We start from the raw sequence: 19,676 nt of genomic DNA on the forward strand, positions 1-19,676 counted from the left end.
GCTGACTCCACTCGACCCAGCTCGCCCATAACCGGATCCTCCGCCCGCCGCACCCACCCCACCGGAAGGCTCGCCGAAGTTCAGTCAACTAGACGCGGCATGGCCGTGGTTGATGGCGGCACTGTGAAGTTGTGGAGCCGCAACGGAGCCGACATCACCCGCACCTTTCCAGAAATCAGTACGGCACTTGCCACCGGTGGCCGCCGCGTGATCTTGGACGGTGAAATCGTCGCCCTAGACGAATCCGGTGTCCCCTCGTTCAGCCGCTTACAACGACGCTGGCCCCAGAACCGCCGCCCCACCGCCGAACTACTACGCCAGGTCCCCGTCCGTTTCTACGTGTTCGACCTCCTCGAGGTGGCGGCCGCGATCTGACCCACAGGCCGTACACGACGAGACGCCGCCGCCTGACAAACCTGGCCGATGGCTACGGGCGCACCGTTCGCGTTCCGGCCAACTGGACCAACACCGACCCGACCACAGTGCTCGAAGCCTCAGCCGAACTCGGATTCGAAGGCATAGTCAGCAAACACCTCGACAGCATCTATACACCCGGTGTGCGTTCACGGGACTGGGTCAAGACCTGTCACCGGCAGCGAGCATCATTTGTCATCGGCGGATGGCTGCCGGGCATGGGCGTGAACCGCAATACCGTGGGCGCGCTTCTTGTTGGCGCCTTTACACCCGCGGGGCAGTTAAAGTTTTGCGGAGTGGTCGGAGCCGGCCTCTCCGCTCTCGCACGGCTACGACTCATAGCGGCTTTAATTCCACTGCAGTGCAGCGGATCCCCTTTCGGCCGCGTGCCCGCGGACATCGCTCCGAACGCCTCGTGGGTTCATCCAGAACTAGTTGGCGACGTTGAGTACCGCGAATACCGGGGATTCCGTCGGCACCCTTCGTGGAAGGGGCTTAGAGCAGACATGCAAGACCTCATGGCAGTCGTCATTCCGGCTTAATTGAACGGTTGGCGTCCGACCCAATGGTTCACGCACCGCTGATCGTCTGCTGTCATTGCATACCCACTCGAGGCTCTCGCGACTGGGGATGCCATTTCCCGGGAGGTACTTTCGCTCGCAACGTTTTACGCCGCGATGTGTGCTGAACGGGTACGCAGATGGCCGCATTCGTGACCGATAGTGCTCGGCCGTTCGCAACTGCGCTACGCGAACGGCGCGGCGTGGGCTGCGCGCTGACATCGTCAGCAAGCTAGCGCGCAGCTACCACCTAAAGCGGCGCCCCCGACCGCGCACCCACTAAGTCGAAACGCACGACCTCGCGGTACGCACTGATCTAGCCGGGAAACGAAGCCAGTTCGATGCGCTACCGATGCATCTCAAATGACTTGCCCGAAGCCAGGTTTGCGCCATCCGTTGATGGGCAAAGGGGTCAACGGAGGGGAGACAAATCGTTAACAAGGGGGAAATAGGGGTGGGAATTTTTCGTGTAGCGAGCCGGTCGGATGAGATGCGGCGTTTGCGGCTGCAAACTTTTGGTGGGTTGTTGTTGAGGGCCAGCTTCCCCGTGGAGGGCTCTAGTTCGGTGGCGCAGATGGGATATCTCGCCGAGGTGACGCAAGGAGCGCAGAGGGTGGGTGAGATCGGGTTCAACGCCGGATATTCGGCGGTGGCGATGCTCAACAATCCCGGAGTTGAGGTTGTGTCGTTCGATCTATGCCGACACCGGTCAGCGCGGATGGCGAAACGCCTCATCGACCGGAAGTATCCCGGCCGACATTCGTTGATATGTGGCGACTCTCGCACGACCGTCCCTCAATACGCCGAACAGCACCCTGACGTGAAGTTCGGGGTGGTGTTCATCGACGGCGACCACTCCTACGCGGGCGCCAAAGCCGACCTGGCGAACATGCGGCTCGTCAGCACCGAGGAAACCATCGTGGTTTTCGATGACATGGTGCCGTGGGCAAAGTACGGGCAAGGCCCCGTCCGGGCCTGGGGTGAGGCTGTGGATGCGGGTTGGGTGAAGCAGGAAGAGTTAGTGCAGGGCGGCCGGAGGGTGGAGGAATTGAAACCGCCAGGGTTGCGGGCATGGGTGCGTGGCCGCTACCTGGGGGTTGCCGATGTTGATGCGTCTTGACAACTGGACATGGCGCGAATGGGTGGTGTTCACCCTCATCGCGGTCGTAGTGATCACCGCTGCGCTGGGAAGCTTGTTGGTGTTCTCCCTGTGGCTGGCTCTGCGCTGATAAAGAAGAGCCGCCCTCACTAGTAGCCAAGCGAGGACATCGTCATGTGACGTGCCGAGACACGAAGGCGGATTGAGGCTCATTCAATCGCTGCGGTCTCGTGTCTCATATGAAGACCGCTTTGCCGGTTTTTCTTTTTTTCAATTTCCCACTGTTGAGTGCGATGCGGGCGCCCATGATGGCGCCCACCATGCACACCGCGAGGTCGACGTGCTGTTTGGAGTCACGAGTGACTTTCCCGAGCGTGACACCCCACTGGTTGGGCCGGCGGCGGGCGTTGTGGGTGTGGGTCCGCAGGTGTGGGTGCCCATCGTGGCGCAACGGACCGGCTAACCCTTCTTCATCGATCCACTGGGCGACCATTTCGGCGGCCTCTGTGAATTGTTGATTGCGTTGCGCCCCACCGAAATGTGAGAGCCGCAGATCAAAGAGCACACTGTTGCCGCGCACTTCGCCCGGGGCGGCCCACAATTGGAGCTTGTTGCGATAGTCGCGGTGCCAACCGTCGATCACGTGGCCCCAATAGAGCGCCTCCATGGTGTCGTCTTCTGCGGGTGAGGGGTCGACACCAAACCACACCACATCCCACTTCGCCAACGCTGCCCGCACTTTCGCGTCGACTTCTTCGCGCGGCGCCAGCCACTGCTGCTTCGACGGCATCCCGTGCGGCCTCTCCCATATCGAATCACCGAAGGGTAGGAACACGTACATGTCCTCAAGCCGGCACGCCACCAACGCTGTCGCGTCACCACTCTTGGAGCAGTCGAGGAACATCGCAATCCGGTCACCGTCGTTGATTGTCTTCGGTTCAGCGAGCGCATCAAACTTCGCAGGCTCAACCCACGCATCTTCTTCCGTCGCCAACCCGTTGAGGTAGAAGCGGATTTGGTCCGCGACAGGTGTACGGGCGTCAGCCATTTCGGCGGACTTGCGGGCGATGTCGTTCCACGGGGCGTCCATGTACGCCGCCCGTAGCCCGGCGCGACGCCCCTCCTCCGTCAGGATGTCCGTACCGGGCGGCGCTTCTATCGAGTCATACAGAATGTCGCGCAGCCCTTGGTATCCGGGGGCTTGCTGTTTTTGCCACGCCAGGTACGCCTGCTCTGCCACCGAGTCCTGCCCCGGCCGATGTGCGTTCGTGTACGTCACGCTCGCGGCGGGGACGGGTATGCGCCAAGGCGAGTGCTTCGGATTGACCGTCGACCGCGTGCGATTCCTTGAGCGCAGTCTCACAGTGGACCGCCAACTCGTCACGTTGCAGGGGGAGGTACCGACATTCGGCCCGCCCAAAACATCGGCGAGCAACCGGAACATCCCGCTTCCCCAGGTCGTCGTGGACGCGCTGGCGGCGCACCTGGCGGCGTTCCCCGCCGCGCCGGACGGGCTGGTGTTCACACTGTCGGGCAAGCCGATCACCAGGCAGGCGTTCGGCCACATATGGCGTCCCGCAGTCGCGGCGGCGAAAATCCCGACCGGGACCGGCTTGCACGCGCTGCGCCACTACTACGCCTCGCTGCTGATCCGGCACGGTGAAAGCGTGAAGACGGTGCAGGCGCGTCTCGGTCACGCCAGCGCGGTCGAGACGCTGGACACCTATTCGCACCGATGGCCGGATTCCGATGACCGGACGCGGGACGCCATCGACTCGGTGCTCGGATCTACTGCGGACGCACTGCGGACGGAAACAGGCTCTTTGAGCTGAACAAGGAGGTCAAAGCAGTTTGCGGGATGAGTTGGCCTGTAAGCCGGATTCTGTTCCGCACCGCCGCGAGTGATCACGGCGGTGAGGCGGCGACCATCCATCTGGACACACCGTTGCCGGGTGCCTCGAGCGGCCTACCCGCAGACTCGGGCGAGCAGCCCTCGAACGTCTGCGCGGCCGCACCAGGTGCGGCCTTCTTGGCCTTGCTTCGGGTGGGGTTTGCCTAGCCACTCCGGTCACCCGGAATGCTGGTGCGCTCTTACCGCACCGTTTCACCCTTACCGCCTCTAGGGCGGCGGTCTGTTTTCTGTGGCACTGTCCCGCGAGTCACCTCGGATTGCTGTTAGCAATCACCCTGCTCTGCGAAGTCCGGACTTTCCTCGAACCATCTGACGATGATCCGCGGCCGCCCAGCCAACTCATCCGCGCAATAAACTTAGCTCATGTCGCAGGTTCCACCGGCCCGTTATCTGCTGCGGGCCAAGGATCTGGTCGACGCACGCTATGCCGACCCCATCACCGTCGACGACCTCGCCGCCGCGGCGGGACTGTCGCGGGCCCACTTCAGCCGTATGTTCACGCGGACGTTCGGCGAGTCACCCCGGGCTTATTTGCAGACCAGGCGTCTGGAACGCGCGGCATCGCTGCTGCGCCACACCGACCGCTCGGTGGCCGATATCTGCGTGATGGTCGGATTACAGAGCGTGGGGTCTTTCACCACCACGTTCTCGCGGGTGTACGGCATGCCGCCGGCGGCGTACCGGGCCAGCATGCCACCGGCGGCGATCTACGCGCGGGTGCCCAGTTGCATCCTCGCGCGCGACACACGCCCGCCCGCCGACAGCCGCGTTCGCAAGACAGCACACGGGGAGAAGACGGGCGGCGGCGACCGGCCGTAGCGTCATTCTCATGATCAAAGTTGCCAGCGCCCACCTGTGGGTTCACGACCAAGACGTCGCATTGAAATTCTGGACCGAGAACGTCGGAATGGAAGTGCGCCAAGATGTTTCATTGCCCGATCTGGACAACACTTTCCGCTGGCTGACGGTAGGCCCGCCCGGTCAGGACGACGTGTCGATCGTGCTGATGGCGGTTCCCGGCGAGCCGGTGATGGACGAAATCACGCGTAAGCAGGTACAGGAGCTCACCGCGAAGGGCTTCGCCGGCACTGTCTTTCTCACCACTGAGGACATCCAGTCCGACTACGACGACATGACGGCTCGCGGTGTCGAATTCACCGAACCGCCGCATGAGATGCCGTACGGCATCGACTCCGGATTCCGCGATCCGTCGGGAAACAGTGTGCGACTCACCCAATTAGCGCCGCCGCCCGCCAATACTGTCTAGGTGCGAACCTCGACCGCAGCGCTCGGTTCGGCGGCGTTCTTCGTCGTAGCGCCGGGAACATTCGTCGGGCTGGGCCCGTGGCTGATCACCCGATGGGAGATCCCCGAGTCCAGCCCACCGCTGCGTTTGGCGCTGGGGGCGGTGTTCGTGGTGGCCGGCTTGATCCCGCCCGTTCACGCCTTCATCCAGTTCGCGAGAGCTGGCGGAACACCGATGCCAGTCGCGCCGACCGAACGGCTTGTCGTCACGGGATTCAACCGCTTCGTCCGCAACCCCATGTACGTCGGCCTACTGACCGCGATCCTGGGCCAGGCGCTGCTGTTCGACAGCCTGTGGTTGGTGGTCTATGCGGTGATCGGATGGCTTGCCACCGCCTCGTTCGTGCACTGGTACGAGGAACCCACGCTGGTGCGCACCTACCGCGGGCAGTACGAGGAGTACCGCCGCAACGTTCCCGCGTGGACTCCGCGACTGACTCCGTGGCGGCCTGGTGTCTGAGGACGCAGACGTCAACCTAAAAGGGCGGTGGGATAGCTCTATACCGGGCCCGGTTGACGCCGCGTTCCCATTCAATTCGGTGGGCGCGGTCTTGGGCGCGGGTGCGTTTTCGCTTCGGCATAGCCAAACCACGGTTCGGGCCGGGCGGAGGCTCGTCGCCTAACACCAGGTCCACTGTGGGCGCGGCGAGGACAGGAAACAGCATCGCTCCCAACGGTTCTGTGGTGTGGACCCGGCCACTCGGTGAAGTGAAGACCATCGTGCCGTCGGCGAGTTGATTTACCTTCCATCCACCTGGCCCACAGTGAAATGTCTTGAGCAGGTGGTGAAACCGACAGAAGCAACTGTTGTTCGACGGATGCGTCGGCCCCAGCGGATAGGGCACGGTGTGGTCGATATCCGCCTGCCACGCCGGTTTGTCGCAGCCCATCCAGCGACAAGTCAAATCCCGACTGCGCACAAACAGTGCGAGCGCGGCCGATGGCCGGTACTGCGGCTCCTTCACTGCATCGTTCGGTACGCGCACCGGCTTCAGCTGTGCGGCCTTCGCGACTTCACGCACCATGGCCGGCGGCAGCGGACCATAACCGGGGACAAACCCCGACTTCGTGCCGCGCCCTTCAATGGTGGTGGTCTCGGCGATCACATGGATGACGACCGGCGGAGACGTGGAGCCGTTACCCGCGGCAGGACAACACGTCGATTCACACAGGCATGCCATCCCCGCCGCGCCGCTCACCAGTGCCATTAACGCATCGGCACGACGCTGCCTCTTCGTGCGCGGATCATCGCGGCACACGGTGGCGGCCAACTCATCGAGCTTCAGATTGAACGCTGCACCATCGGTCGCGCGCACTCTGCCCGAGATCTCGGCCATTCCGGAATGATCAGCCGTCACCTCGACATGGCGGTCGTCGTCACGTTGTTTGGCCACCCGCAGCGCATCGGGATCCAGATCAAGCACCATCCAGTCCACCAACTCAGCCACCCGCTTATCGGACAGCGTGTTCCAGCTGGGTGTCTTGTAGGCGAGCATCTCGTCGATCGCCGCGATTGCCTGCTCATCGGTGAGCAGCGCGGTGCGAAAGCCGACGATCCTGATGATGCGGAAATCGATCTCCCCGGCCACGAACTCCTCGGCCAGCGCGGGTAGCCGCTCGATGAGGACGTGTCCGTGGTCCATCCAGGACGACGCCCGCCCACGGCTGACCCCGAGTTCCGCGGCGACCTCGGCCGCAATGACATCCCAGTCATCGACACACCAGCTGTCATGTTCGCCGCCCAGCGCAGCTCGACGCTGGAGGAACAACCGTCCCGCCGCGATCATCTTGCGCGCAGCTGCCGACCGTTCCTCGCGCTGCGCATCACGCATCGTAGCGAGCAGAGGGCCGTCAGAATCGAACATAGTTTCGAGGCTAGCCAGGCTGCCGATGTCAAACAAGCAGCTCAAAACCGTCTGTGGATAAAACCCCGATTGGGGATAACTCGCCCCGATCTCACATCCCGGCGACACTCACCGTCTGCTAGGTATGAACACCCGACACTGCCTCATCGGCAGCCAACTGGGCGAGCTCACCTTGGTCACCGACGGCAGCACGCTCACCGGCGTCTACTTCCCGCATCACTGGCACCGGCCGGAACACTCCGCCTTCGGCCCGCAGGTCGACGTGCAATCCGATGCGGTGCTCACCGAAACAAGCGCCCAGTTGACGGCTTACCTCGCCGGAGACCGCGCCGACTTCGATGTCCCTTTCAGCCCGCATGGTGATGAGCGACAGCGTCGCGTCTGGAACTTGCTGATGGCCATCCCCTACGGCGGCACCGTCACCTACGGAGAACTAGCCGCTGCGCTGGCAGACGGGACGACGGCGCAAGAGGTCGGCCAAGCCGTCGGCCGCAATCCGCTGTGCATCGTGATCCCGTGCCACCGTGTGGTCGGGAGCAACGGTCAACTCACCGGCTACGCGGGCGGCCTGAAGCGCAAACAGTTCCTGCTCGAACTCGAGGAACCCGCGGATGTCAAAGCCGCGAGGCTGTTCTGATGCATCAGGAGCGTGTCGACTCAGGCGAGTGGGACGCAATCACCACTGAGCTCAACGACTTCGGAGGAGCGCTGTTGCCCAGACTGCTCACCGATGCCGAGACCAGGTCGATCAAGCGTCTCTACCCCGACGACCACATGTTCCGCTCGACCGTCGACATGCGCAGATACCGCTTCGGCGAGGGTGAGTACCGATACTTTCGCCAGCCCTATCCCGAGCCGATCGAGGCGCTGAAGCAGGCGCTGTACCCCCGCCTGCTCCCGATCGCGCGCGACTGGTGGACCAGGCTGGGTCGGCCGACGCCGTGGCCGGACACCCTCGATGAATGGCTCGGCATGTGCCATGCAGCGGGCCAGACGAAATCGACGGCGATTCTGCTCAAGTACGGTGCGGGTGACTGGAATGCGCTGCACCGAGACCTGTACGGCGAGTTGATCTTTCCGTTGCAAGTCGTCATCAACCTGAGCGAGCCGAACGTCGACCACACCGGAGGTGAGTTCCTGCTCGTTGAACAGCGTCCCCGTGCCCAGTCGCGTGGCACGTCAACCCTGCTGCCACGCGGGCACGGTTTCGTGTTCACCACGCGTGAGCGGCCGGTGCAATCTGCGCGTGGCTGGTCGGCGTCCCCGGTACGGCACGGCGTGTCGGCGGTCCGCTCCGGTGAGCGGTACACGCTCGGCCTGGTGTTCCACGATGCGGCGTGAAATATGCTGCGATACAGGCTGATCGGCGCAGATGGCACACCGTACGTGTCCGCGCAGCCGGGCGCACTCGGCGGCCACCGTGCGACCCGAATCTACGGCCGACTCGACTGCCCATCGGCTCGGCGCGCCATCGCCAGGGGCGGCTACGTCAGACAGCGAGTGTTCTTCGCCGACGAAGCGAGCGCCGTCGCGGCGGGGTACCGGCCGTGTGCGCGGTGCCTGCCGAACCGATACCGCCAGTGGAAAGTCAGCGCCGCCGCAGCAGGATCACGTTGTCATGCCAGATGAAGGGCTCACGGTCGGGCCAGGTCACCTCTCGCTCGACCACTTTCGTCTCCGCCGGCTCCCATTCCGCGTCCGGCAGGCCCAGCGCCGCGACGACTTCCTCCGGACTCAGGAACATGTGGCGGTGCTCGTCTAGCTTCGAGTCCCCCGGCGGAGGCGCGCTGTGGTCCACGATAAGCAGCGTGCCGCCCGGGCTCAGTGCCTCAGCTGCTCGCAGAAATATGCGGGTGCGGTCCAGCGGCAGCTTCGAATGAAAGAAGTGGGCACTCACCAAGTCGAATTCGCCGACCGGAAAAGTCTCCGACAGGTCGTGTTGCTGGAAATCGATCCGGTCCAGCAGACCGCGAGCCTCGGCTGCCGAACGCGCCCGCTGTAGTGCGGTATCGGCGATGTCCACTGCGACGACGTCCCAGCCACGCTCCGCCAGCCACACCGAGTCCGCTCCCTCGCCGCATCCGAGGTCGAGCGCTCGACCGACCGGCAGTCCGGGAACCACTTCGGCGAGGCGGACATTGACCCGTCCGCTCCACACCCGGTCGCGTTCGCCGTAGTGCTGCTCCCAGTGTTCTTTGGCGTCAGGCGTTGACACGTCGTCTCCCTTCAGGCATGGCCAGACCAAATTCGTCGGCCATCAAACTCTGCACTACTGCGGCGGCAGCATGGGAACCGCTCGCGATCGCAGCGGCCACCTGTGGCATCTGCACACTGAGGTCGCCCGCGGCGAACACTCCGGATGCCGTCGTCCGGTAGAAGCTGTCCACCGCGATCGGGTTTTCCGCGACCGGAGTCGGCTCCGCGGAATCGGCGCCCAACTGATCGGCCAGCGTCGAACGCTGATGCAGCGTGGTGCCGACGAGCACACCCTTGCGCGGCAGCCGGGTTCCGTCGGCGAATACGACGGCGCTCAATTCGCCGTTGTCGGAGGCGAGTTCGGCCACACGTCGCTCATCGATGGTGATGTTCGCATCGGTCAGTCGGGCGCGGTCGTCGTCCTCCAACTCGTCGGGTCCGTCCGTCAGCACGACGATGTCGTCGCTCCATCCGCGCAGTAGCAGCGCCGAATGCACCGCGCGCTGTCCACGTGAAAGTACGGCCAGCGGCTGGTCGCGCATCTCCCAGCCGTGACAGAACGGGCAGTGGAATGCCGAACCACCCCACAGCTGCGCGAGGCCGGGCAGCTCGGGTGGGCGGTATTCCATGCCGGTGGCCAGCAGTACCCGTCGCGTCCGCTCGAGCGTGCCGTCGGCCAGCTGCAGCACGAACCCGTCATCCGACTGGTCGCCGGTCTCGACTTCACCCATTCGCACCTCCACGCTGGGATAGGCCGACAGCTCGCGGCGTCCGGCCTCGTAGAGTTCGGCCGGACTGCGGCCGTCATGCCCGAGTAAGCCACCGATGCCGTGGGCAGCCAGATTGCTCTGCTGTCCGGCGTCGACCAGAAGGGTGCGGCGGCGCGCCCGTCCAAGCACCAGTGCCGCGCTCAGGCCGGCGGCGCCGCCTCCGACGATGATGCAGTCCCACATGTTGTCCATGACTCCACCTTGCAGGCACCATGCCAATAGTGCCAAGCTTTCTTGCCATGCAGGCAAATAGTGAAGAGAGCGTCGATCTGCGGGTGCGCAAGCGCCTGCGCGATCTGCGAATGCAGCGCGGCCTCACGCTCGAAGAAGTCGCGGGCCGATCGAGCATCGACGTGTCGACGCTGAGCCGCCTCGAGTCCGGCAAGCGACGGCTCGCACTCGACCACCTCCCGCGCCTGGCCGCCGCACTCTCGGTGAGCACCGACGAACTGCTACGCGCGCCCGAGGCGGAAGATCCGCGGGTGCGGGCGAACTCGCACACCAGCCACGGGATCACCTACTGGCCGCTGACCAGGCAGGCCGCGGGCGGGTTGCACGCGTACAAGATCCGGATCAGTGCCCGTCGTCGCACGCCGCCACCCGAGCTACCGGTCCATGAAGGCCAGGAGTGGATGTACGTGTTGTCGGGGCAGGTGCGACTGATTCTCGGAGAGCGCGATTTCACCGTCAAACCCGGTGAAGCCGTGGAGTTTTCGACCTGGACACCACATTGGTTCGGGGTGGTCGACGGACCCGCGGAGGCGATCACGATCTTCGGCGTGCACGGCGAACGGCTGCACCTGCACGGTTGATTGCCGATCTACATCCGATTTTGAGCCAGCTCGGCGAGGTGCTTGAGCGAATTGTCGAGGTGCTGCCGATCGAATGGCGGAAACTCGATTTCTTCGCGAATGGCCTGCGGCACCGCCGACCAGTCGTAGGTGAGAGTGACCTCCGTCCGGTGGTCGGCGAGCGGCTTGAGGTCGTAGCGCCAGATCCAGCCACCGAACTCGAGGTTGCCGTCGTCGGTGGCTTGGCCCGGCAGCCATGCGATCACGTGTGGCGGCTCGAAAGCCTCGATTCGGTTGGCGATCTCGTAATGCATACCGCCGTAGTTCGAGTGGTACATCGCCATCCGGAAGACCTGGCCGACTTCGGTCAGTCGCTCGCCGTCTAGCGACTCCCGCACCCAGCCGGTTCCGTCGATCGCATGATGTGTGGTCGGGTCGGCCAACACATCGAACACGGCTTCGGCCGGCGCATCTACCACGCACGTCGATTTCATTGTCTCGTCAGTCATGCCCGTACCGACCTTCGACGACTCGAAAACTCATCGCTACCGGCAGCACCTCACCCTGACGTGGACTCGCTCCAATAATCCTTGATGGTCGCCGAGTCGTGTAACCGCACAGTGCGCGGGGTCGCCTTGGTCAGCGCGCGCGTCACGGCGACCGGGAGGTGACCCACCAAAAGCCCCGCCCCGATGAAAGCCCAAACGCCCCATGGCTTACTCGGCAACAGCCGCTTTGCGGCACCCATCGCGAACTCGCGGCTGCGCAGCACATAGTCGCGCATCGCCTCCTCGTACGCGGCAAACGCACGCGTGTAGTCGCCGTCAGCCGCAGCCAATTCGCCGGCCAGCACGTACGCGCCGACCATCGCGAGGCTGGTGCTACCCCCGACCGCCGGACCCGGGCAATAACCCGCATCGCCGACGAGGCTCACCCTGCCTCGCGACCAGCTGTCCATGCGCAGCTGGGTGATCGAATCCAGATAGAAGGCGTCGGCGCGATCCGCCTCGTCGAGCAACCGGGTAACACGTGGGCCAAGCCCGTCGAACACTTTGCGCAGCAACAGCTTCTGGCCGGCGATGTCCCGGTAGTCGTAGTCAAGTTCCTGCGGTGGCCGGAACATGAAGACCGCCCGCGCGTCGTCCATCTGTGCGGCGCTGTACAGGCCCGCCATCCGGTCGACACCCGTGGTCACCACCATCCGATCTTGCAGCTCCTGATAGTTCGGGACGCTGGCGACAGCCAGGTACGCCCCGATCCAGGTGGCGAAGTCGGACTCCGGACCGAATACCAGCCGCCGCACGTTGGAATGCAAACCATCCGCGCCGATCACCAGATCAAAGCGCTCCGACGCCCCGCTTTCGAACTTCACCTCGACACCGACGTCGTCCTGGGCGATCTGGGTGATCGAGTCACCGAAGCGGAAATCGACCTCATCCGGGCAGGCGTCATACAGGATCTGCGAAAGGTCGTCGCGCATGATCTCGACGTGACGATCCGATACCGCGCTCATCAGCCGCCCGATCTCGATCACGTAGCGGCGGTCGCTGCCCTCACGGTACGCCTCGATGATCTCGGTCCCGGTCGCCTTCGCCTCGACCGCGTCGATCACACCGATCTTCTCGGCGATGTCCATCGCGGGCTTGAAGAGGTCGACGGCATGCCCGCCGGCCTTGCGCAGCGCCGGTGACCGCTCAACGACCGCGACGCTGAAGCCGTTGCGGCACAACCAATAGGCCAGCGTCGGACCCGCAATGCTCGCCCCCGAGACAAGGACACGCACCGGGCCTCCTACGCCAGATACGACGTTTGATTGACCAGTCGCACCGAAGCAGCGCCGTCGGGATAGAACTCGGCGACCGACAGCGAGGCCAGGTCCAGATGTAGTCGGTAGAGGATGCTCGGGCCCGCATCCAGGGCCATGCGCAGCAGTGTCTTGATCGGTGTCACGTGTGACACGACCAGCACGGTCTCGCCCGGATGCTCGGAAATGATCCGGGCCCGCGCCCTGCCCACCCGCTCTGCCGCGGCGTCGAAGCTCTCGCCTTCGGGAGGCGCCACGCTGGTCTTGCGCAGCCAGCGCCGGTGCAGTTCCGGATCCCGTTCGGCCGCTTCGGCGAACGTCAGCCCCTCCCAGCCGCCGAAGTCCGTCTCGATCAGATCGGCGTCGACGTTGACGTCGAGACCGAGCGCCTTGGCCGCCGCCTCCGCGGTGTCGTACGCGCGCTGCAGCGGCGAGGTGATGACGGCCGCGACACCGCCCTTTTCACCAATGAACTGCGCGGCCGCATCGGCCTGCCGACGACCGAGCTCTGTCAGCGCCGGGTTACCGCGGCCCGAATATCTGCGTTCCACCGACAATTCGGTCTGCCCGTGGCGCAGCAGCAGGAACTGGGTCGGCGCACCGCGCGCGCCGGTCCAGCCGGCGGGATTGGTGCGCTGCTCTGTCTTGGCGTCCGGGGCCGACGTTTCCAGTTCGGCCGCCGCATCCATCGCTTCGTTGGCCAACCGGTCGGCGTGGCTGTTTTTCGCTCGCGGAACCCAGGTATAGATGACGTGGTCGAATCGCGTGGACAGCGAAGTCGCCTGCTGATGCAGCGGCACCATGTCCGGATGCTTGACCTTCCAGCGCCCCGACATCTGTTCCACCACCAGCTTGGAGTCCATGTTCACCTCGACCTCGGAGGCGCCCAGGTTCGCGGCCTCCTCCAGGCCGGCGATCAGCCCGCTGTACTCGGCGACGTTGTTGGTGGCACGACCGATCGCCTGTTTGCGTTCGGCGAGCACGGTTCTGTGATCCGCCGTCCACACCACCGCGCCGTATCCAGCCGGACCCGGGTTGCCGCGCGACCCCCCGTCGGCTTCAACGACAACCTTCACGCGCCGGACCCCCTGACCCGCAACAGAATCGCTCCGCACTCGGGACAGCGCAGCACTTCGTCGTCGTCGGCGGCCGAGATTCTGGCAAGTTCTCCGCGGTCGATCTCGATGCGGCAGGCGCCGCACCGGCCGCCCTGCAGCAGACCCGCCCCCGCACCGCCGCGGGTCCGCTGACGCTCGTACAGCGCCACCAGATCAGCGTCCAGGCCGGCGACGAGTTCGTCACGCCGCAAAAGGGATTGGTCACGTTGGCGGTCGAGTTCGCTACGCGCCTCGTCACACGCACGCTGCGCCTCGCCGAGGTCCTTCTGCAACTCGTCAATCTTCGTCAGCTCGGCGGTCTGCTCACCTTGAAGTTCCTCGCGGCGCTCCATGATCTCCAGCAGCGAGTCCTCCAGCGACGCCTGCCTTCGCTCCAGCGTCTCCAGTTCGTGTTGTAACTCGGTGAGATGCTTGGCATCGGTGGCCCCCGAGTCCAGGAGCTTGCGATCGCGATCCTCACGCTGGCGGACGCCGTCGATCTCGCCTTCGAACTTGCCGACCTGCTCGTTCAGATCGTCCAGCGCGATCTGCAGAGCAGCCAGCCGGTCATTGGCCTCGCGGTGCGTCGCCTGGATGGTCTCGAGTCGCTGCGACTCGGCCAGATTGCCCGCGCGGTGCTCGATGCGGCTCCGCTCGGCGTCCAGCTCGGCCAGCTCGAGCAACGAACGTTGTTGGATTACTTCAGCTTTCATGCCTCGTTCTCTCGACGTTCCAGGGGTCAGTACGAACCGCTGACACCCGCACGGGTAACGCGTCACCGAAATGGCCTCGGAGTAGGTCGGCTGCCTGTATGCACCACGGGTACTCGCTGGCCCAGTGGGCGACGTCGACGAGCGCCACCTCGGAGGCCCGCCGGTGCTCGTCGGCGGGATGGTGCCGAAGGTCCGCGGTCACATAGACCTGCACCTCGGCGCCAGCGACGGCGTCGAGCAGCGAATCGCCCGCGCCGCCGCAAACGGCCACGCGCGACACCGTCGCCTCGGGATCGCCAGAGGCGCGGATACCCCACGACGTACCGGGAAGTGCGTCATGAACCCGCGAGACGAAGGCCGACAACGGCTCCGGCCGCGCCAGCGCTCCGACCCGGCCCAACCCGACATCACCCGGCAGGGGCGCCAGTTCGAAGACGTCGAACGCGGGCTCCTCGTACGGGTGCGCCGTACGCATCGCCGCCAGCACATGCCCGCGCACTCGCGACGGTGCAATCATCTCCACGCGTTCCTCGGGCACCCGCTCGACCGTCCCGACGGTGCCTATGGCCGGAGTGGCGCCGTCGTGCGGCAGGAATTGACCGATACCCGTCGCGCTCCAGCTGCAGTGAGAGTAGTCACCGATATGTCCGGCTCCCCCGCCGAACATCGCTTCCCTTACGGCGTCGGCGTTTTCGGCGGGCACGAACACCACCCACTTGTCCAGACCCTTCCCCGTCTGGATGGGAGCGAGGACCTCTTCGACGGTAAGACCCAGTGCGTCGGCCAGCGCATCGGACACTCCCGGCGAGGCCGCGTCGGCGTTGGTGTGTGCGGTGAACAGGGCCCGTCCGGTACGGATCATCTGGTGCAGCAGCGCACCTTTGGCTGTATCGGCGGCAACGGTGTCGACCCCGCGCAACAGCAGCGGATGGTGCGCGAGCAGCAGTCCCCCGTCGGGCACCTCGGCGACCACGGCGGCGGTGGCATCGACGGCGACCGTTACGGTCTCGACGGACTCCGATGGGTCACCGCAGACCAGGCCCACCGAATCCCAGTCCAGCGCCAAGGCCGGCGGATAGGCCGCCTCGAGAACGTCGATAACGTCGGACAGCCGCACGCTCACCGGATCACCTCCGCCATCGCCTCGACCAGCACCGGCCACTCAGGCCGCACAGCAGCGCGCAGGAACTGGCCGTCCAGTCCGATGAAGGTGTCGCACCGGCGCACCGCAATGCCCTTGCCGTCGAGGTGCTTTCGCATCAGTTCGGCATCCTCGACGGCGAAGAGGACAAAGGGCGCACATCCATCGACGACATCTACGCCGATGCTAGTCAGCCCGTCGACCATCTCGGCGCGCAGGCGGCTCAGGCGTTGTGCGCCGCGCTCGGCGTCGGCCACGGCGCGCGGAGCGCTGCAGGCGTCGATCGCCTCGAGCTGCAGTGTGCCCAACGGCCAGTGCGGACGACGCGCAGTCATGCGATCCAGCAGGTCGGCGGGACCGAGCGCATAGCCCACCCGCAGGCCGGCCAGCGCCCACGTCTTGGTGAGGCTGCGCAGCACCACTACGTCCGGCAGCGACACGGCCGCCAGTGACTCCGCCTCACCGGGCACTGAGTCCGCGAACGCCTCGTCGACGACGACGATGCGGCCCGGTCTGCGCAGCGCAGCGATCTGCTCACGGGAATGCAGCACCGACGTCGGGTTGGTCGGATTTCCGACGATGACGAGGTCGGCGTCGTCGGGCACGGAGGCGGTATCGAGGTGGTAAGGCGGGGCGAGTACGACGTGCTGGAACGGCACACCGGCCGCGGCCAGGACCGCCTCGGGTTCGGTGAAAGACGGCGCGATCAGCGCCGCGGACCGTGGCTGCAGGGCCGGCAGCAGTGCGAAGCCTTCGGCTCCCCCGGCGAGCAGGGCCACCTCGGCGGCATCGCGGCCGTGCCGTGCGGCGACGGCGGCCGCAGCGCGCTGCTCATCGGCGACGCTGGGGTACCTGCCGAGGTCCGCCATCCGGGCGGTGAGCCGATCGACCAGCCATGACGGCGGAGAGTCGGCGCGGACGTTGACGGCGAAGTCCAGCATGCCCGGACCTGCAGCCTGGTCGCCGTGATAGCGCGCTCCCGGGCGGGATTGGCTTGCCACATCACGACACTAGTTGGCCGTCGGGGACAATGAGTTCGTGACGGCCCGCCCCCAATTGGTGATCTTCGACCTCGACGGCACCCTGACCGATTCGGCGCAGGGCATCGTGGCCAGCTTCTGCCACGCGCTGGGTTCAATCGGTGCCGTAGTCCCCGAGGGTGATCTGGCCGGAATGATCGTGGGCCCGCCAATGCACCACACGCTGCGGAAGATGGGCCTCGGCGAGCAGGCCGACGCCGCGATCGCCGCCTACCGGGAGGACTACCTGGCCCGCGGCTGGGCAATGAACCGCACATTCGACGGCATCCCCGCGCTGCTCGGCGACCTGCGGGCAGCCGGGATCCGGCTGGCGGTCGCCACCTCCAAGGCCGAACCGACGGCGGTTCGGATTCTCGACCATTTCGGCCTCGACGGGCACTTCGAGGTCATCGCGGGCGCTAGTGTCGACGGCTTACGTGCGACGAAATCCGAGGTCGTCAAGCACGCGCTGGCCCAGTTGGAGCCCTTGCCGGACCGAATCCTGATGGTCGGTGACCGGTCCCATGACGTCGAGGGCGCCGCCGAGCACGGCATCGATACCGTGGTGGTCGGCTGGGGATATGGCGGCTCGGACTTCGACGGTCCCGACGCGGCCGTTCCACACACCCATGTCGCGACGGTGGCCGAGCTGCGGGAGGTGCTCGGTGTCTGAGTCAGCCCCGCTCCACATCACCTTCATCTGCTCGGGCAACATCTGCCGCTCACCGATGGCGGAGAAAATGTTCGCGCACCAGATCAGCGAGCGCGGCCTGGCCGGTGCGGTTCGAGTGACGAGCGCCGGCACCGGAGGCTGGCATGCGGGCGAGCCCGCGGACCGGCGGGCCAGCCACGTGCTCCGCGAGCACGGCTATCCCTCGGCCCACCGGGCGGCGCAGATCGACGACGACCATCTGGCCGCCGACCTCGTCATCGCGCTGGGCCGCAACCATCTGCGGATACTGACGGATATGGGCGTCGAGGCGGACAGGGTCCGGATGCTGCGGTCGTTCGATCCGCGGTCGGGCGCTCATGCGCTGGATGTCGAGGATCCCTACTACGGCGATCACAACGACTTCGAGGATGTCTTCACGGTGATCGACGCGTCCCTGCCCGGCCTGCATCAGTGGGTCGACGAGCAGCTCACCGGTCGGGGAATCGCGAGCTGATGAAGCGCTGGGCGTTTCTGCTGCGGCCGTCGTGGCTGGCGCTGGCGGCAGTGGTGATCGCATTCGCGTACCTGTGCTTCACCGTGCTGGCGCCGTGGCAGCTCGGCAAGAACACCAAGACTTCGCGGGAGAACAACCAGATCTCGCACTCCGTGACCGCCGATCCGGTGCCGGTGACAACGCTTTTGCCGCAACAGGATTCGTCGGCGCCCGATGATCAGTGGCGCCGCGTCACCGCCACCGGGAAGTACTTACCCGACGCCCAGGTGCTGGCGCGTCTGCGGTCGATCGAGGGCGAACCCGCGTTCGAGGTGCTCGTGCCCTTCGCGGTCGACGCTGGGCCGACGGTGCTCGTCAACCGCGGTTACGTGCGCCCCGAGGGCGGCTCCAAGGTCCCGCCGATCCCCGCTCCACCGAGCGGAACGGTGACCGTCACCGCCCGATTGCGGGATTCCGAAGGCCTCGTACGGGACAAGGAGCCGTTCCGCCAGGACGGCGCGCAGCAGGTGTATTCGATCAACATCGGGCAGATCTCCACGCTCACCGGCGTGCCACTTGCCGGGTCGTACCTGCAGTTGGTTGAGGATCAGCCCGGCGGTCTGGGCGTCATGGGACTGCCCAACCTCGATGCCGGCCCGTTCCTGTCGTACGGCATTCAGTGGATCGCCTTCGGCATCATCGCGCCGATCGGACTCGGCTACTTCGTGCGCGCCGAGATCCTTCAGCGCCGACGGGACAAGGCCGCCAAGGAGGCGGCGGGCGCCACACCCGACGCGCCGGTCACGACGGAGGCGAAACTCGCCGATCGTTACGGCAAGCGCCGCTGAGAATCACCGCGGTCAGCGCAGCCGACACCTGAACCGCACGCGACAAGCGCACAGCCCGGCTGAGGTCGGCGATCTGCGGCGGCGGGCCGTCACCGAGCGTCGGGCGGATCTCGAGTTCATGGGTGTACTGGGTCGGACCGCCCAGTCGCACTCCCAGCGCGCCGGCGAAGGCGGCCTCCACGACACCGGCGTTGGGGCTGGGATGACGCGCCGCGTCGCGGCGCCACGCCTGCCACGCGCCCACGGGTGACCCCCCGACCACCGGTGCGCACACCATGACCATGACGGCGGTCGCGCGGGCGGCGACGTAGTTGGCAGCATCGTCCAAACGGGCTGCGGCCCAGCCGAATCGGATGTAGTGCGGCGTGCGGTGGCCGATCATCGCGTCCAGGGTGTTGGCGCCCCGGTACACAAGAATGGCCGGAACCCCGCCGACCGCGCCCCACAGAATGGGGGCGACCTGTGCGTCGGAAGTGTTCTCCGCGACCGACTCCAGCGCCGCTCGGGCCAGACCGTCGGCGTCGAGGACCGCCGGATCGCGTCCGCACAGCGACGGCAGCAGAGCACGAGCCGCGTCGACGTTGCCTGCCGCGAGATGTTCGGCCATCTGATTACCGGTGCGGGCGAGCGATGTGCCGCCCAGCGCGACGAACGTCGCCGCCGCCGTGCCGGCCGCAGTCCCCCGCCGCGTGCGCCCGGTCGCACGCTCGATGACGATGCCCGCCACGGCCAGCGCGCCGAGCAGAGCGGCAGTGTGCACGACGCCGGCGATACGGGTGTCGGCATAGCTCAACCGCTCGAAAGCGGCTGCCCCACGGCCGAACAGCGCGACAGGATGACCACGTCGGGGATCGCCGAACAGCAGGTCGACCAGCCACCCCACGGCGATTCCGACAGCGCGGCCGCGTCGGCGTGGCGAAAACACCCCGGCAGCGTCTCACAAGCTGATGTAGTGAATCCGGCTGGTCTGGCGTTAGAGACCACGGGCAAACAACAG

Annotated in this window: 24 protein-coding genes, 1 other RNA gene and 1 pseudogene; 14 read left to right on the forward strand and 12 right to left on the reverse strand. The window is 65.7% G+C overall.

What is annotated here, in order from left to right; all coding sequences use genetic code 11:
* From ACIA48_RS25915 to ACIA48_RS25925, 3 genes and pseudogenes are all read left to right on the forward strand, one after another.
* Positions 1-375, forward strand: a pseudogene (locus ACIA48_RS25915) (ATP-dependent DNA ligase); the annotation flags it as partial.
* Positions 376-416: 41 nt separating this feature from the next.
* On the forward strand, positions 417-956 hold the full coding sequence (locus ACIA48_RS25920; RefSeq protein ID WP_396739490.1) for a hypothetical protein: 540 nt from the start codon (positions 417-419) through the stop codon (positions 954-956).
* A 592-nt stretch (positions 957-1,548) separates the two neighbouring features.
* Positions 1,549-2,094, forward strand: a complete 546-nt coding sequence (locus ACIA48_RS25925; protein WP_396738505.1) for a class I SAM-dependent methyltransferase — start codon at positions 1,549-1,551, stop codon at positions 2,092-2,094.
* Between the two features lie 214 nt (positions 2,095-2,308).
* On the opposite strand, the gene ACIA48_RS25930 is transcribed toward ACIA48_RS25925, so the two are convergent.
* Positions 2,309-3,313 carry a hypothetical protein gene (locus tag ACIA48_RS25930; protein ID WP_396739545.1) on the reverse strand — a complete coding sequence of 335 codons (1,005 nt, stop codon included), beginning with the start codon at positions 3,311-3,313 and terminating at the stop codon, positions 2,309-2,311.
* Here ACIA48_RS25930 and ACIA48_RS25935 point away from each other — a divergent pair.
* Entirely contained in the window at positions 3,246-3,905 is a 660-nt protein-coding gene (locus ACIA48_RS25935) for a site-specific integrase (protein ID WP_396738506.1), read from the forward strand. The genes ACIA48_RS25930 and ACIA48_RS25935 overlap by 68 nt on opposite strands.
* 23 nt (positions 3,906-3,928) lie before the next feature.
* Here ACIA48_RS25935 and rnpB read toward each other — a convergent pair.
* Positions 3,929-4,327, reverse strand: an RNA gene (gene rnpB, locus ACIA48_RS25940) — RNase P RNA component class A.
* Between the two features lie 21 nt (positions 4,328-4,348).
* On the opposite strand from rnpB, the gene ACIA48_RS25945 reads away from it, so the two are divergent.
* The 3 genes from ACIA48_RS25945 to ACIA48_RS25955 are packed head-to-tail and all read left to right on the forward strand — an operon-like array spanning position 4,349 to position 5,750.
* Entirely contained in the window at positions 4,349-4,804 is a 456-nt protein-coding gene (locus ACIA48_RS25945; RefSeq protein ID WP_396738508.1) for a helix-turn-helix transcriptional regulator, read from the forward strand.
* Between the two features lie 10 nt (positions 4,805-4,814).
* Entirely contained in the window at positions 4,815-5,252 is a 438-nt protein-coding gene (locus tag ACIA48_RS25950) for a VOC family protein (protein WP_396738510.1), read from the forward strand.
* Positions 5,253-5,750, forward strand: a complete 498-nt coding sequence (locus tag ACIA48_RS25955; protein ID WP_396738512.1) for a methyltransferase family protein — start codon at positions 5,253-5,255, stop codon at positions 5,748-5,750.
* A gap of 16 nt (positions 5,751-5,766) precedes the next feature.
* Here ACIA48_RS25955 and ACIA48_RS25960 read toward each other — a convergent pair whose 3' ends face one another.
* Entirely contained in the window at positions 5,767-7,155 is a 1,389-nt protein-coding gene (locus tag ACIA48_RS25960) for a 13E12 repeat family protein (RefSeq protein ID WP_396738514.1), read from the reverse strand.
* A gap of 124 nt (positions 7,156-7,279) precedes the next feature.
* Here ACIA48_RS25960 and ACIA48_RS25965 point away from each other — a divergent pair, with 124 nt between their 5' ends.
* The 3 genes from ACIA48_RS25965 to ACIA48_RS25975 are packed head-to-tail and all read left to right on the forward strand — an operon-like array spanning position 7,280 to position 8,784.
* Positions 7,280-7,792 carry a methylated-DNA--[protein]-cysteine S-methyltransferase gene (locus tag ACIA48_RS25965; protein WP_396738516.1) on the forward strand — a complete coding sequence of 171 codons (513 nt, stop codon included), beginning with the start codon at positions 7,280-7,282 and terminating at the stop codon, positions 7,790-7,792.
* Entirely contained in the window at positions 7,792-8,496 is a 705-nt protein-coding gene (locus ACIA48_RS25970; RefSeq protein WP_396738518.1) for a 2OG-Fe(II) oxygenase, read from the forward strand. The genes ACIA48_RS25965 and ACIA48_RS25970 overlap by 1 nt, the downstream gene beginning before the upstream one ends.
* A 3-nt stretch (positions 8,497-8,499) precedes the next feature.
* On the forward strand, positions 8,500-8,784 hold the full coding sequence (locus ACIA48_RS25975) for an Ada metal-binding domain-containing protein (RefSeq protein WP_396738520.1): 285 nt from the start codon (positions 8,500-8,502) through the stop codon (positions 8,782-8,784).
* On the opposite strand, the gene ACIA48_RS25980 is transcribed toward ACIA48_RS25975, so the two are convergent.
* Entirely contained in the window at positions 8,744-9,370 is a 627-nt protein-coding gene (locus ACIA48_RS25980) for a class I SAM-dependent methyltransferase (RefSeq protein ID WP_396738522.1), read from the reverse strand. The genes ACIA48_RS25975 and ACIA48_RS25980 overlap by 41 nt on opposite strands.
* The gene (locus ACIA48_RS25985) at positions 9,357-10,313 is read right to left on the reverse strand and encodes an NAD(P)/FAD-dependent oxidoreductase (protein ID WP_396738523.1); all 957 of its coding nucleotides are present in this window, start codon (positions 10,311-10,313) and stop codon (positions 9,357-9,359) included. Before ACIA48_RS25985 ends, ACIA48_RS25980 begins: the two co-directional genes overlap by 14 nt.
* 47 nt (positions 10,314-10,360) lie before the next feature.
* Here ACIA48_RS25985 and ACIA48_RS25990 point away from each other — a divergent pair, with 47 nt between their 5' ends.
* A complete protein-coding gene (locus tag ACIA48_RS25990) occupies positions 10,361-10,933 on the forward strand; it encodes a helix-turn-helix domain-containing protein (protein ID WP_396738525.1) in 573 nt (190 codons plus the stop codon).
* A gap of 8 nt (positions 10,934-10,941) precedes the next feature.
* On the opposite strand, the gene ACIA48_RS25995 is transcribed toward ACIA48_RS25990, so the two are convergent.
* Genes ACIA48_RS25995 through cobC form a run of 6 tightly spaced genes read right to left on the reverse strand, consistent with a single transcriptional unit; the run spans position 10,942 to position 16,668 of the window.
* On the reverse strand, positions 10,942-11,421 hold the full coding sequence (locus tag ACIA48_RS25995; RefSeq protein WP_396738527.1) for an SRPBCC family protein: 480 nt from the start codon (positions 11,419-11,421) through the stop codon (positions 10,942-10,944).
* 50 nt (positions 11,422-11,471) lie between these two features.
* Positions 11,472-12,695, reverse strand: coding sequence for an FAD-dependent monooxygenase (locus ACIA48_RS26000; protein WP_396738529.1), 1,224 nt, complete (start codon positions 12,693-12,695; stop codon positions 11,472-11,474).
* An 8-nt stretch (positions 12,696-12,703) separates the two neighbouring features.
* Positions 12,704-13,792, reverse strand: coding sequence for a bifunctional RNase H/acid phosphatase (locus tag ACIA48_RS26005; protein ID WP_396738531.1), 1,089 nt, complete (start codon positions 13,790-13,792; stop codon positions 12,704-12,706).
* Positions 13,789-14,526 carry a zinc ribbon domain-containing protein gene (locus ACIA48_RS26010; RefSeq protein ID WP_396738532.1) on the reverse strand — a complete coding sequence of 246 codons (738 nt, stop codon included), beginning with the start codon at positions 14,524-14,526 and terminating at the stop codon, positions 13,789-13,791. Before ACIA48_RS26010 ends, ACIA48_RS26005 begins: the two co-directional genes overlap by 4 nt.
* A complete protein-coding gene (locus ACIA48_RS26015; protein ID WP_396738534.1) occupies positions 14,516-15,649 on the reverse strand; it encodes a Nif3-like dinuclear metal center hexameric protein in 1,134 nt (377 codons plus the stop codon). Before ACIA48_RS26015 ends, ACIA48_RS26010 begins: the two co-directional genes overlap by 11 nt.
* Positions 15,646-16,668 carry an Rv2231c family pyridoxal phosphate-dependent protein CobC gene (gene cobC, locus ACIA48_RS26020; protein ID WP_396738536.1) on the reverse strand — a complete coding sequence of 341 codons (1,023 nt, stop codon included), beginning with the start codon at positions 16,666-16,668 and terminating at the stop codon, positions 15,646-15,648. Before cobC ends, ACIA48_RS26015 begins: the two co-directional genes overlap by 4 nt.
* 37 nt (positions 16,669-16,705) lie before the next feature.
* Between cobC and ACIA48_RS26025 the strand changes: the two genes are divergently transcribed.
* The 3 genes from ACIA48_RS26025 to ACIA48_RS26035 are packed head-to-tail and all read left to right on the forward strand — an operon-like array spanning position 16,706 to position 18,679.
* Entirely contained in the window at positions 16,706-17,359 is a 654-nt protein-coding gene (locus tag ACIA48_RS26025) for an HAD-IA family hydrolase (RefSeq protein WP_396738538.1), read from the forward strand.
* Positions 17,316-17,852, forward strand: coding sequence for a low molecular weight protein-tyrosine-phosphatase (locus ACIA48_RS26030; protein WP_396738540.1), 537 nt, complete (start codon positions 17,316-17,318; stop codon positions 17,850-17,852). The genes ACIA48_RS26025 and ACIA48_RS26030 overlap by 44 nt, the downstream gene beginning before the upstream one ends.
* Entirely contained in the window at positions 17,852-18,679 is an 828-nt protein-coding gene (locus ACIA48_RS26035) for an SURF1 family protein (RefSeq protein WP_396738542.1), read from the forward strand. The genes ACIA48_RS26030 and ACIA48_RS26035 overlap by 1 nt, the downstream gene beginning before the upstream one ends.
* Here ACIA48_RS26035 and ACIA48_RS26040 read toward each other — a convergent pair.
* The gene (locus ACIA48_RS26040) at positions 18,633-19,604 is read right to left on the reverse strand and encodes a cobalamin biosynthesis protein (RefSeq protein WP_396738544.1); all 972 of its coding nucleotides are present in this window, start codon (positions 19,602-19,604) and stop codon (positions 18,633-18,635) included. The genes ACIA48_RS26035 and ACIA48_RS26040 overlap by 47 nt on opposite strands.
* Positions 19,605-19,676: the final 72 nt, after the last annotated feature.

Source organism: Mycobacterium sp. NPDC051804 (assembly GCF_044452905.1).
Lineage (GTDB): Bacteria > Actinomycetota > Actinomycetes > Mycobacteriales > Mycobacteriaceae > Mycobacterium.